The 12,919-nt window shown below is 44.2% G+C and carries 8 protein-coding genes; 1 reads left to right on the forward strand and 7 read right to left on the reverse strand.

All coding sequences use genetic code 11. The features are described 5' to 3' along the window. Position 1: 1 nt before the first annotated feature. The 6 genes from MHN00_RS01775 to MHN00_RS01800 form a co-directional block, all read right to left on the reverse strand. A complete protein-coding gene (locus MHN00_RS01775; protein ID WP_239300035.1) occupies positions 2–883 on the reverse strand; it encodes an ATP-dependent Clp protease proteolytic subunit in 882 nt (293 codons plus the stop codon). A gap of 576 nt (positions 884–1,459) precedes the next feature. Continuing rightward, on the reverse strand, positions 1,460–5,197 hold the full coding sequence (locus tag MHN00_RS01780; protein WP_239300037.1) for an AAA family ATPase: 3,738 nt from the start codon (positions 5,195–5,197) through the stop codon (positions 1,460–1,462). Between the two features lie 4 nt (positions 5,198–5,201). Continuing rightward, positions 5,202–6,725: an exonuclease subunit SbcD gene (gene sbcD, locus MHN00_RS01785; protein WP_239300039.1), complete on the reverse strand. Its 1,524-nt coding sequence runs from the start codon at positions 6,723–6,725 to the stop codon at positions 5,202–5,204. 216 nt (positions 6,726–6,941) lie between these two features. Then, the gene (locus MHN00_RS01790) at positions 6,942–8,759 is read right to left on the reverse strand and encodes an alpha-amylase family glycosyl hydrolase (RefSeq protein ID WP_239300041.1); all 1,818 of its coding nucleotides are present in this window, start codon (positions 8,757–8,759) and stop codon (positions 6,942–6,944) included. A gap of 19 nt (positions 8,760–8,778) precedes the next feature. Then, positions 8,779–9,180, reverse strand: a complete 402-nt coding sequence (locus MHN00_RS01795) for a heme-binding protein (protein WP_230962216.1) — start codon at positions 9,178–9,180, stop codon at positions 8,779–8,781. Beyond that, positions 9,177–10,145, reverse strand: a complete 969-nt coding sequence (locus tag MHN00_RS01800) for an aldo/keto reductase (RefSeq protein ID WP_239300043.1) — start codon at positions 10,143–10,145, stop codon at positions 9,177–9,179. Before MHN00_RS01800 ends, MHN00_RS01795 begins: the two co-directional genes overlap by 4 nt. Before the next feature lie 238 nt (positions 10,146–10,383). On the opposite strand from MHN00_RS01800, the gene MHN00_RS01805 reads away from it, so the two are divergent. Next, the gene (locus MHN00_RS01805) at positions 10,384–11,301 is read left to right on the forward strand and encodes a LysR family transcriptional regulator (RefSeq protein ID WP_239300045.1); all 918 of its coding nucleotides are present in this window, start codon (positions 10,384–10,386) and stop codon (positions 11,299–11,301) included. A gap of 123 nt (positions 11,302–11,424) precedes the next feature. Here MHN00_RS01805 and MHN00_RS01810 read toward each other — a convergent pair whose 3' ends face one another. Next, complete coding sequence (locus MHN00_RS01810) at positions 11,425–12,717, reverse strand: TMEM143 family protein (RefSeq protein WP_239300047.1); 1,293 nt, start codon at positions 12,715–12,717, stop codon at positions 11,425–11,427. Positions 12,718–12,919 lie beyond the last annotated feature (202 nt).

Below are 12,919 nucleotides of genomic sequence, written 5' to 3' on the forward strand. Positions count from 1 at the left end.
TTTAATTACCTTCTCTGTGGTGCATGAAAACAGGTAGATTTCTCTGCTGCATCTTTTCAGTAATAAGCTCACTATACTGATTCAGCGAATTGCGGAGCGGGATATTATTACTATAGTCATCTATTTTCAACTTAACTTTTTCAATAAGCGTTTTCATACTAATCATACGACCATGCGAGCCCCATAGTTTATTATCCATTAGCATTTCACCAATTTTTTTAGCTCTGGCGACTTTTTGACGCTTGCTTACTTTTTTGCCAGTAGTCGAATGGACATTCCAATCTTTAAACTTGTATTCTACGAGCCACTCGTTAAGCAGGCTTATTGATAATTCTTTAGCTTGCTCATACCTACTTAACTCAGCCAAATCTATATTCTGAAATCTTGCAAACTCCACACCAGAAATAACATTATCTATAGACTTACGCACAAGCTCCTCATATTTATCTAAGTAGCCTAATGCTGGTACCCACTTACCATTGTCATTTTTAACCTGAGGATCTATTGGACCGAGAGATGATGAATAGTCCATATATATGTTATCACCTGACATGCAAAAAATCGTACCAGCAGACATTGCCATGTCAGGTACTATGAAGTTTACAGTCTTAAAATGGTAGCGATTGATTTCTACCATTTTCTCGACAGCTTCGACTACGCCCCCCGGTGTATTGAGAATAATATTTAATTCATAGTCATCTCTAGCAAGCCCATTTTTGTGGCTTGTTGCTAACTGCTCAATCTGGTTTTTGTAATAGTCGAGGAATAGTGTATCGATGGGACCTGTATATGAAACATATGCAGCATCCTTATTATGATTTTCCTTTATTTGGTCGAGTAAGTAACTCAAATAACTAGAGGTTGCGAAATCCAACGCACTCATTGCTCTTCCCTGTAATATTGTGATTATCAGTAAACTATCAACGCCTAAACAATTAATCAATTTGTTTTAGACTTTACTTTTTTTTTACAACCCCTGCTCAATACATTTTTAACTAATACATTTCAATCGAAAAAGTAAAAATTAGCTGAAATGAGATCTGCAAAACTCCCTCCTCAAAATCTTGTATGCCAAAGTGATGGTGTGTTTTTGTGCTCCATGGGCTGAAATTGAAGTCATATTAAAAAGTAAAGTCGTTGAATGATGCCGTGCTGCGTGGTACTAGAAGTTGCGGTATAACATAATTTTTTTAGCTCGAGAAAGCGTCTGCTTGTTAATGTATGCAAGAGCCTTGTCGATAACAGCCTACTCCGTAATACAGGCAATAATGTCAATTGTTTTTCCACAGGTTACACATATTGTGATGTCAATAGTCTAGAGCTCTCTGTGATACATATTGTCCCGCAACTCGGACAGGATTCGTGTTTTTTTGTAACTAACTGCTACGAGATTCTAACATTTATAGTCTTCACACACGATTCGGAGTGCCTATCCCCTTTTAATTAAGAACTGCTCCTTTCACCCCACCGCATAAAGTTTTTCTAGTGCACTTAACCCCACACCGTTGCGTTTAATCACTTTAAGCTGAGTAGGAATACGCTCTTTCATGGCTTCAATATGGCTTATCACACCAATCATTTTTCCGCTGGCATTTAAGTTATCTAGGGCATCAAGCGCCACATCCAAAGTTTCTGCATCTAGGGTGCCAAAGCCTTCATCCAAAAACAGCGAATCAATACTGGTCTTGTGACTGACCAAGTCAGATAAAGCCAATGCCAGTGCAAGGCTCACTAAGAAACTTTCTCCGCCAGACAGGGTTTTGGTGTCTCGCACTACATCACCTTGCCAGGTGTCTAGTACACTTAAACCTAATCCTTCGTTTTCTTTTCGCATTAGCTGATAGCGACCGTGTAATTTATCAAGCTGCTGATTTGCAAGCTGCACTAAGTTGTCCAAGGTAAGTCCATGGGCAAAACGTCTGAATTTGTCGCCGCTGGCCGAACCAATTAACGAGTGCAGGTAAGTAATATCATCGTAATAGGCCTCAAACGCGGCCATCTCATCCACAAGCTGCTGCTGCCTTTCGCGGGCTTGATTGTTAGCGCTTAGCTGCTGTTCAATTTGCCCTAAAGACGATAACAGGGTGTCACGCTGCTGAGCTTGCTGAGTAATTTTCGAATCGAGCCACTGTGCACCGTGCTCTTCTAACTCGCTCTGCCACTGTGCTGCGTTAGCATGGGCTTTTAGCGATTGTTGGGTAGCTAGCGCGTTTTCTAGCTTTAAGTCCGCTTGTTGTTTTTGCTGAGCTAATCGCTTTTGCAGTTCAAGCAAGGTGTTGCGGGTATCTTCGTCTAAAAGCGCATTACTAAACGCTTGCTCATCGTCAAATGGGCTGCTCGCCAACTGACGGCTAAAGTGCTCTGTTGCCTCTGTAAGTGCTTGCTCTTTTTCGCGCATTTGCTCATTAAGCTGGGCAATTTCGGCTTCTAAACGAGACAATATAGTGTCCGTTTGTTGTAGGCGAGATTTGCATTCATTTACATTTCGCTCAGCCATTTCTTGGGCGGCGTTTGCCTTATTCCTTGTTTCAGCAATATTGCCTTCAGGAAATACGGTTGAGCGCGAGTCTCGCAGCGCCTTTAGGCTAGTATCTAGCTGCACAAGCTCTTCAGATACATCCTTTAGCTGATTCTCGGCACTTTCAATATCCCGATTGTTCACAAGCAGAGTCCTGCCTACCTCTTGCAACTCATCTTTAAGTTTAGCGTGTAGCTGATGATTGTGTTTATAGGTTTTAAGCGCTTCGGCTTTTTCATTTAACCACGTGGCAATTCCATCAATAGCCAAGTTGTGAATATCAGCACCGTGCGCCGTCATAGTTTCGCTAAGCGCTAAAATACCATCGTTAACCCCTTTTGTTTTATTCTCTAACTCTGCACTACGTTCTGTAAATTGCTTTTCCAAGGTTTCGCGCTGCTGCAGAGAAACTGCAAGTTCTGACTGTTTGGCTTGTAGCAACTGTTGCGCTTCATTTTTAGCCTGCAATGCAGCATTTAGAGCTTGCTCGCACTCTTCTAAACGGGTTAATTGAGCACTAATATCATCGAGACGAGTTTTAAACTGCTGGGTAAATTGAGCGACGCTTTGCGAAGTATTAATGTCGATCTTTTCAAAGCTCGGTATATCAGCACTAAGTACGCTTGAAATCTGCTGCCACTTTTCTAGCAGCGTATCTCGTTGCCCGCTTGCCTGTTCTAGCTGCTTATTAACCTGAGCAAGCGTGAATTCAGTTTGTGTAACGCTTTCTTTTGCTCGCGCCCCTTGCTGCTCAATATCATCTAACTGCAGCTTTAAGCTATCTCGCTTTTGAATGGTTTCAGGTACATCAATCGCCACGCTAGACGTGGTGTGTTCGTTAGCCCCACAAACAGGGCATGGCTCGCCACTTTTTAACTGTGCGCGAAGGTGCGCCACTTCAGCATCCAGGGCGATAAGCGCCTCTATGTCTTTTAAATTACTACGAGTTTGCTTGTAAGCATCAACCAAGGCTTGGCGGTCAGATTGCTGCTGTGCTAGTTGCTTCGCTAAGTCTTCCCTCTGCGCACTCAGCGATACTCTGTCTTGCTCTAGTGCCAAATATTGCTGTTGAATATGCCCTATCTGCAACACGTTATCCCAATGATGAAGCTTGGTATCACGCTCTTGCTGAAGGTTTGCTTTGCTGGTTGCATTAACACTATTAGTATCACTTGGTTTGTCAGATAGCGCGGTCTGAAGTGCCTTTTCGCAATTGGCTACTTGCGCGTTTTTGTCATCGAAGGTCTGCGTTAACGCGCTTAACGACTCATTTGTTTTTGCAATAGCGTCATCTAGGGATGAAAGCGCCTGACGATCATTCTTTACGCTTTGTGTCAGTGTCTCTAACTGCTTTTTATCATGTTCAATATGGCGCGCCGTTTCGCTCCAGCCACTTATAAATTCCGCTATGCCGCTAAGTGAGTGATGTTCACGTAAGTAAGTTTCCAGTTCACCAAGCTTTGTTTTGTTATCTGCCGAAGCGTTTTCGATTTCTGTGCGCTTTAGCGTTAACGCGTTTATTGACTGCCTTAAACGTGCCGCGTTTTCGTTTGCTTTTTGCTGTTCAGTAGTGAGTTGCGCTATTTGGTTATCTAGCGGAACTACCTGCTCGTTTATGCGCTTTTCAAGCTCACTGCTTTGTTGTTTTGTAAGAACTAACGCTTGTTCAGCGTTGGTCACTTCCAAACTGAGCTGTGCCTTTTGCGTTTTTAAGTCGGGCAACTGGGCTGCTTTCTCTTCAAGCCTTTCTTTATAACGGGTTACGTCTTGCTGAAGCCCGTTTCTTTGCAAAAATGGCAGGCGAAGCTTTTCAGCTGGCTCACTTTGGGCGAGAAGATCAAGTTGTTGTTTCGCCTCATTGATGGCGTTATTCGCGGTCTGCTGCGCTTCACTGGCTTCTTTTATGGTTAGCTCATTGGCGTTAAACGCTTGTTGCCACTGCTGTTGCTGTTGTAACTGAACAAGTGTTTGGTTAGACGTTGCGACTTGGCTCTTGGTTTGTGCTTGCTCTTCTTCAAGCTGGGCGATTTGCTCGTCGCTAAGCAAGGTTACGCCTTCCAGCTTTATCGCAAACTCTTTTTTCTTTTGTTTAGCGTCACTAAATTGCTGATGTACTGCCTGTGATATCTGCCCGTAAATTTCAGTGCCAGTTAACTCTTCAAGCAGCTCGGCTCGGTCAGCCTCGTTAGCATTTAAAAACGCAGCAAAATCCCCTTGCGACAACATCATAGACTTGGTGAAGCGGGCAAAATTAAGGCCAGTCAGCTTTTCAATCTCTTCACTTTTAGGCCGCACTTGGGTAGCCAATACCTTACCGCTTTCAACTTCGGCTAGCTCAACTTCGGCACTTTGCAGATTACCTTCAACTTTCCCTCTGGCCCGACGCATACTCCAAAACGCACGATATGCTTTGCCTTTAATATCAAACTCAACCTCCGCCAAACACTCCGCCGTGCCGCGGGTCATGATTTCGTTGTTAGACGTTGAAATTGGCCCCAAGCGAGGGGTTTGGTGATAAAGCGCTAAACAAATGGCATCAAGTAGCGTGGTTTTACCTGCCCCTGTTGGGCCAGTTATGGCAAATAGGCCATTGTCGATAAACGGCGACTGGGTGAAATCTATTTTCCACTCCCCTTTTAAGGCGTTTAGATTTTTAAGGCGTAAGGTCAGTATTCTCATTGTATTACTCGCCTTTATTTTCTGTTGTGTTTGTCAATGAGGTCTCTACTGGTACTTCAGCATCTTCATCATTGGTGTGCACTTGCTCTACTGCTTCATTGAACAGCTGCCTTATCCGGTTTAAGCGTGAAGCGCTTTTCTCTGAACCGGCTTGTTCCATTGCTCGGGTGCTTGGGTCGTCATCTAGCAGGGTTGCTTGTGCCGACTCAGTTGGTACCGACCCGCTCTGTGCCGACTCACTTGTTGGATTATCTTCTATGCTCTCCAATGCCAAACGCGCTTCAAATACATCGTTTACCGATAGTTCGCTAAGCTGGACGTTTTGCTTTTCCGTTAAGCTATTTATTGTGCGCTTACGCTTGCGTTTCAACTGTAAAATCTCAGCGTTTTTCCCTTCTAACAAGCCCTGAATACGCTGCTGTAGATCAGTCAGATAGTCTTCTGTTTCAACTTCAATGCATAACCACACTGGGTCTTTAGAGCTAATGGCGTTATCCGTTGCGCTAAGGGGTTTATTAACATCGCTAAGGGGTTTATCCACTTCGCTAACGGCATCATCTGTTTGAGAAGCTAACGTGATGGCATCGCTCTTATTAATGGCCGCCTCAATCGCTTTTAAGTCGCCTTTTATGACTTCCATGGCTTGAAAGCGCGGTACCGGAAGCGTTGAGATAGTAGGCGTTGTGCTTTCTATTTCAAACGTAACCAACACCACTTGCTTTTGTGTGTTTAGTTCATCAAAACTTAGCGGTATGGGTGAGCCTGAATAGCGAATGTGTTCGGTTTTAGCCACTTTCTGTGGCCTGTGAATATGCCCAAGTGCAATGTAATCGGCGGGCGGAAACCCTTTGGCGTCAAAGCCTTCAAGGGTGCCAATGTAGATATCGCGTACACTTTCTGACTGACTCACGCCTAAAGCGGTTAAGTGCCCTGTAGCAATAATAGGAATGGCAGCGCTATTTTTACTGCCCTCCTCTCCTTGTTTTTCTTCAATTGAAGCGCGCAGTGACAAGGCTTCATTATAAAGCGCCCCATAATGCTGCTTTATCGCATCGCCCAGCGCTTGACGCTTGTCGGTGCCGCTTTGCCCTGCCTCACTGACCAGCACATCACGTGGGCGAATAAAGGGTACGGCACACAGTACGGCACTGGGCTGCCCCTTGCGATCGTTAAGCGTAATGACTTGTTCACTCAATTCGCCGTATGTACTGGCAATTACGTGGCTATTTAAGTATTTAAGTAGCGCCTTACTTTCGTTCAATACCGATACTGAATCGTGATTTCCCCCCAGCACCACCAATGTACACTGCATCCCCTGAAGTTCACCGATAAACGCATGGTAGAGCTCTCTGGCGTAGCTAGGCGGCGTGCCCGTATCAAACACATCACCCGCGACAATAATCGCATCTATTTGATGCACTTCTACTTGTTGAAGAAGCCATTTAAGGAAAGCGGCGTGTTCGTTTTTGCGACTTTTCGTAAAAAAACTCTGACCTAAGTGCCAGTCAGATGTATGCAATATTTTCATGTAGAAGTGAACCAGGCTTGTTGCATTGGAGATAGAGAAACGCATTCGGCGCAATGGCGCTGCTGCTATGGAGTGTCGATGTTGATCAACGCACCGTACAGCAACTATAGAGATTTTGTGGTTTTATGACAATGGTTTGTCTGTGATGCATGTTCACAGGGAGCAGGTAAAAAAAGAGGCACCACACGCTTTAATAAACGTCTGGTGCTCAGGATATTATTTTGATGAAAACAACCCAAAGCTAAAAGCTGGCAGAGTAATCTGTGTTTCACCGTTGTCAGAAGCGGAAATTTTAGCGGCTCCTGAAACAACTAAGTAGCTTTCATACTGCTGAGAAACCGTTACCGTTTGCTGCTCGGCTGACACGTTAAACACAACTAAAAGTGCTTCGTCATTTTGTTGCGCCACGCCCCCGTTTGGCATTGTGTCATTCGCTACGCGGGCGAAGGCAAACACCTGCTTTTTATCATCAAAGAACTTATTTTCTTGCACTCCATATTGAAGTAACGGCTGCTGCTTGCGAATGGCAGCGTACTCTGCAATAGATTTGTACAGCGGGTGCTGAGGGTTGAAGTTGTCATTTTTGGTGGTTTGCTCAGTACCTAACAACGTATTGTCGTTATAGCTAGCTACCTTAGATGGCATCATATCTTCTCTGGCATCCACATCGTTACCATCACCGGTAAAGCCTTGCTCATCGCCATAGTAAACGACGGGTACGCCGCGAGAGAAAAACATCATGGCATGTGCCAGCATACTGCGCTGCAGCTTTTCTTCGTTAGACGCATTGGGTAAATGCTTATTTAAGAAGAAGCCCGGGCGACCCATATCGTGATTGCCTAGAAAAGTAAGCAGTTGATCAACGTTGCTGTCTTCGTCATTGTAAAGGTGATCTTGCGCTATCAGAGTTTCAATGGTCGACACTGGCTTGTCTTCAAAGAACACGCCTCCCACCGCACTTTGAAATCCAAAATCAAGCACGGCAGGAAGTTTACCCTCGGTTGTGAATGAACTTAGCGCTTCAGGGTTTGGGTCATACACTTCACCAAATACATGAAAGTTCTCAATTCCCTCAGCTTTAGCGTGCGCCATAATTGCCGGTGAGAATGCTTGCCAAAATGGCAACTGAACGTGCCTTACCGTATCAATTCTAAAGCCGTCAGGTTTAAATTCACTGATAAGCTTGGTGTAAATATCAATCATCCCTTTTACCACTTCAGGGTCTTCGGTATCGATATCATCTAAACCATTAAAATCGCCATACAAACTATTTTCACCTTCAAAAGTTGAATCACCTTGATTGTGGTAATAGCGTGGGTCGTTTAGCCATTCTGGAAATTTCTCACCCTGCTCTTTTTTTGGAACAAAAGCACGGTAAGTCCCTTGCTCTTTCACTTCCTGCAAACTGCGATAAGCGCACCGGTCTAGTCCACTTTTAAACGAACCGTCGGCGTTGTGGCACTCTTCATACTTAATCACGTCTGCCGTATGGTTAGTAATGATATCGAAAAATACTTTAATATCTTTTTTATGCGCAGTGTCAATCAAGCGCTTTAAATCGGCGTTACTGCCAAAGTGAGGGTCAATTTCGGTGAAGTCGACTATCCAATATCCATGGTGGGCAAATCCGCCTTTCTGCACAGCTTTATTACGCAAAATAGGTGTCATCCAGATAGCGGTGATCCCCATAGATTTCAGGTAATCCAGCTTTTGTTCGATGCCCGCCATGTCGCCACCATGAAACGCCCATTTAGACGTTGTGTCGAGGCCTCCGTGAGAGATCGATCCTTTTGGTGCCCCGCTGTCGTTACTTACATCGCCATTGTTAAATCTGTCTGGCATAACGAAGTAGAAGACGTCTTCGCGCACGTCGCGCTTTAAGTAACTACTTTGTGGCTGTGCCGCATTGTTGCTCTCGCCACTGTTCGTCACACCGCTGTTAGGGTCTCTATTGTTAAGAGATGGGCTGCAAGCAGTTAACGCAAGCAATATTGCGGTAAAGGCCATTATCATTTTAGATGTTTTTTTAATCATTAACCTGTTCCTTAGTAGGTTAAAACTGAGCAATAATGTTTTGAGCTAGCGCTTCGTCATCAAACTCGGCCATACCGCTAATTCCTATTGCACCCACTACTTTGCCTGCCTTATCTTTTACAGGTACACCACCCGCCATACCTGTGATGCGAGGGTCGGTCCAAAAGTTAATGGTTTTGCTCGTTTCTTTTGCCCACGCAGCAAGCTGACTGGTTTTTTGCCTGTCTCTGGCTGCCGTATAAGCCTTGTTCTGCGCTAGTAGACAGGTTTGCGGGCTAGTTTCATCCATACGAGAGAACGCGATAAGTTCACCCACGCTGTCTACAACAGCAACGGCAATGTGTTGATTGTTTTCTTGCGCCCAATGAATGCTATCTGTAATCATTGATTGAGCTTGCGTTAAAGAAATAGAACCCATCATGGTAACTCCACCCCTTTTGCACTTACGTACAATGCGTACCAGTCTTCCCGAGTAAGCGTCACGGTAACGGCTTCTGCACTTGCTTTAATACGCTTGGGGTTTGCTGAACCAACAATTGGCTGAATGTTGCTGGGGTGGCGCATTAACCAAGCCAACACGATTGCGTCGGTCGCTACACCATATTTTTGCGCTAAGGTCGCAATGAGTTTTTTAGTCGCTTCTTCTTGCGCAGTTAGCGCAGCGGGTGCTCCGGTATATTTACCCTGGCTTGCTGGCCCCCACGACTGCATTTGAATGTTGTTTTGCTTTGCGTATTGAAGTGTGCCCGCTGTAAAGTTCACATGCTGCCCATCTGGGTTACCGACATAAATACCTTCATCCACAAAGCCTAAGTTAGTAAGACTCATCTCAACCTGATTCGCAATAAGCGGCTGATTAATATAGTGATTAAGATGCTGCATTTGTACGCCGCTCATATTCGACACGCCAAAGTGCTTAACCTTACCGCTATCAAACAAGGCATCAAATGCAGCGGCAACCTCCTCTTCTTCCATCAATGGGTCTGGGCGGTGCAGCAAAAGCAGGTCGAGATATTCCGTATTTAATCGCGAAAGCGTGTTTTCAACAGAAGTGACAATCCAGTCTTTCGAAAAATCGTAACGTTTGGGCCCGTGTTCATCTTCAAAACGAATCCCACATTTAGACTGAAGCACTATCTCTTCCCGTAAGTTAGGGCGTGCTTTTAACACTTCACCAAATGCTTGTTCTGCTTTACCCATTCGGTATATATCAGCATGATCGAACACGGTAATACCGGCTTCTAGCGCAGCATCGACCGCCGCAAACGCATGCTGGGTTTGATCTTTGGTTAATGGGTTAAAGTCCCACTCTCCACCAATAGCCATACAGCCATAAACCAGCTGACTGGCGTGTGAAATGTACTGATTTAGAGGAAGGTTTTTCATATACATCGCTCGCAAAAAAGAATTAATAAAGGCCTTTCGGATAGCTCAAGTTTACGCTTGCAGTTACCACCTTTCAGCGCACAATAGCGAAATCATTATTCTTTATAGCGAATAGCTGTATTCCATATATAATCACTAACTCTACATTTTTTGATGTGACGTTGCTCAAGACGCAGTTTTTCGAGCATGTTGTGAATATTTATCTCCGATTTAATCTCGTGTAAAAAGTAACAAGCCAATGAAACCACATAAAAAAGTCGAGCGATTGATGCTGTTTAGTGCGGTAGCAGAAACCTTAAGCTTTGGTGCTGCGGCAGAGAAAATGCAGATATCGAGGGGCTACCTGTCGGAGCAAATAAGGGAGCTTGAACTTGCGTTAGGCGTAAAGTTGCTGCAGCGCTCAACACGCCAAGTAAGTCTTACCAACGAAGGTAAACAAGTGTACGCCGATACACAGAAGATTAATCGCAGCGTGGTAGAGCTAGAGCAAAATTTAGTACGTGAGCAAACGCAGCTAGAAGGAATTATCGCCATTACGGCGCCGAATATGTTTGCGCACTACTTGTTAAGCGAACTGTGTTTTTCCTTCTCGCAGCAGCATCCTGATGTTTCGTTCCATTTAGATACCAGCTATCAAAGGCACGACTTAAACCGAGGTCATTTCGACTTGGCGTTTCGCTCTACTAACAACCCGCCGCAAGATATGGTGGCCAAGCCATTATTTACTTATAGCCACACCATAGTTGCAGCACCGCAATACCTTAAGCAAGCCGGCACACCCAAAGTGTTGAGCGATTTAGATGCGCACCAGTGCTTTTGCGGCCCCGACCAAGATAACTGGCTCATAAACGGTAAGCGCACAGCGGTTAAAGGCTGGTTAAAACTTAATGATAATCTGGCGCTCATTCAGCATGTGCTGGAAGGCCGCGGCATTGCAAGACTGCCAAGCTATGTGGCGAAAAAGCATAGTAAGGCGGGTGAACTGGTCGCACTTTTTGAAGAAATTAAGCCGGGGGCGACACCGAGTGTGCTTCCAATAAAAAGCAGCAGTCAGCTGTTTGTTGTGCACCCACAGCGCCCCCATCAATCGCTAAGAATAAAAGCCTTTTTAGACACAGTTAAACAAGCACAACACGAAGGTTATTTTAGTGGATAAATACTCAAACTGTCAGCGCTTACCTTCCGCTATTCACGTGCGTAATGAGTAGCAATAAGGCTTGAAAGCTTCGCTTAGGCTTTATTATTTCTTGGCGTACTATTATCGATGTTAAAGGGTCAATCAAACAGGCTGATAAATATTATCCCAGTAGTCATCAAGTATCTTCACAGCATCGTTAAGCGCCCGCGCCACAAAAATATCGCCGTATTGTTCGACTAGTTCCATGTCCACCAGCTTATTAATAGCGTCAGTAACGTCGAAATCGAGCGCACAATCAAGCTCTTCTGAAAAGTAACTTTCTATTACACTATCAAGCGTTGCTAATGTCATTCCACCAGCGGCAATCTCGCGCTCTGCACGCACCGCGCAGAATGCAGCACCACCTTCTACAGACACTTCACTACATTTCAGCAAAAATGTATAAGCCAACAAAGCTTCTTTGCAGTCCTCTTCCTCTGCTGCATCAATTAACGTATGAAACACGCCTGCATTATTGTCTAAATTTTTAAAATAGAGATTGTCAGACAAGGCTTTCATAAACCTGATTTTTCTGTTTTTAAACTTTGTCCATTCCTTAAAGATAAAGCTGCCGAATACACCCATGCCAATACCAAAAGTTATTAGGCTTTGCTTAGTCAATTCCACTTCATCGTCTTTAAAGCCAAGCCAAAAGGCCAGAAAAGATGCCATGAGAAGTAACGACGCGCCTAACTTAGTCACTAGCACCACGGTGCCACCTATTGCCGCCGATGCACTAATGATCAACTTATCTAGCGGACGCATTTTGACTTCGCTATTGGGAAACAGCATCTCCAAGTCTGCTTTAGGTACGTTTTGGAAAAGCTTTACTATGGTGGAACCAGGTTTAAAGGTAACTGGCGTTTGCCCTTTCTCTTTGAAGTAGGCTTCATCTTTAAAAGTGATATAAACAGCCACTTTGTCGTAGTTGGTAAATGACACCTGCTTTTTTCGCAACCCGAAAAAAGTACGCAGCGTTTCAGTTTTTACCGACTCGCCCCGTCGATAAAACACCACATCTTCAAAGTCTTCGAAGCTAACCGCAAGGCGCACTTTAAACAGCGACTCTTCGTTTAATGCTGCTTCTAAATCTTCGTTTGTGACTTTTTCAAAATTGGCTGCGTTTAATAGATTGGCAAACGCACTCGAAAACGCCTTTTGGCTTTGCTTTCTCGTAGCTTCACTTAAAGGTGTAAGATCGCGGGTGTCTTTGTTTGGATCAAAGTCGTTATAGCTATCTTTCAGACCCTCAAGTTGCTCATGATATTGATAGTGTATGCGATTAACGAGCAATGTTGAGAACGTACGAAAAAGAGTCCTCTCTTGCACAATTACGTTTTCACACAATCTACTAACATCATGTTTGCGAAATGGGATAAAGCGTTCTAATGGCATCGAGTGGTCTTATTAGTTCGAGTGTTTCTTGTTAGATGGAAATAGTTACCGTACTGTAACAATGAAAACAACCACTTATAAATAAATTAAGCCTAATTGATAATGCCTCAGACATAGGCTTCGCCTAATGTCTAAACGACATAAATGTTAAATATAGTTAACATAGACTACACTAATTCTTAATTATACTTGTAATTTTCGG

Source organism: Alteromonas sp. Cnat2-8, from assembly GCF_022348355.1.
Taxonomy (GTDB): Bacteria; Pseudomonadota; Gammaproteobacteria; order Enterobacterales; family Alteromonadaceae; genus Alteromonas; species Alteromonas macleodii.

Excerpts from the sequence above, each read along its gene's own strand:
- MHN00_RS01775 (WP_239300035.1), bottom strand. The coding sequence starts at position 883 with ATGAGTGCGTTGGATTTCGCAACCTCTAGTTATTTGAGTTACTTACTC.
- MHN00_RS01780 (WP_239300037.1), bottom strand. The coding sequence starts at position 5,197 with ATGAGAATACTGACCTTACGCCTTAAAAATCTAAACGCCTTAAAAGGG.
- sbcD (WP_239300039.1), bottom strand. The coding sequence starts at position 6,725 with ATGAAAATATTGCATACATCTGACTGGCACTTAGGTCAGAGTTTTTTT.
- MHN00_RS01790 (WP_239300041.1), bottom strand. The coding sequence starts at position 8,759 with ATGATTAAAAAAACATCTAAAATGATAATGGCCTTTACCGCAATATTG.
- MHN00_RS01795 (WP_230962216.1), bottom strand. The coding sequence starts at position 9,180 with ATGATGGGTTCTATTTCTTTAACGCAAGCTCAATCAATGATTACAGAT.
- MHN00_RS01800 (WP_239300043.1), bottom strand. The coding sequence starts at position 10,145 with ATGAAAAACCTTCCTCTAAATCAGTACATTTCACACGCCAGTCAGCTG.
- MHN00_RS01805 (WP_239300045.1), top strand. The coding sequence starts at position 10,384 with ATGAAACCACATAAAAAAGTCGAGCGATTGATGCTGTTTAGTGCGGTA.
- MHN00_RS01810 (WP_239300047.1), bottom strand. The coding sequence starts at position 12,717 with ATGCCATTAGAACGCTTTATCCCATTTCGCAAACATGATGTTAGTAGA.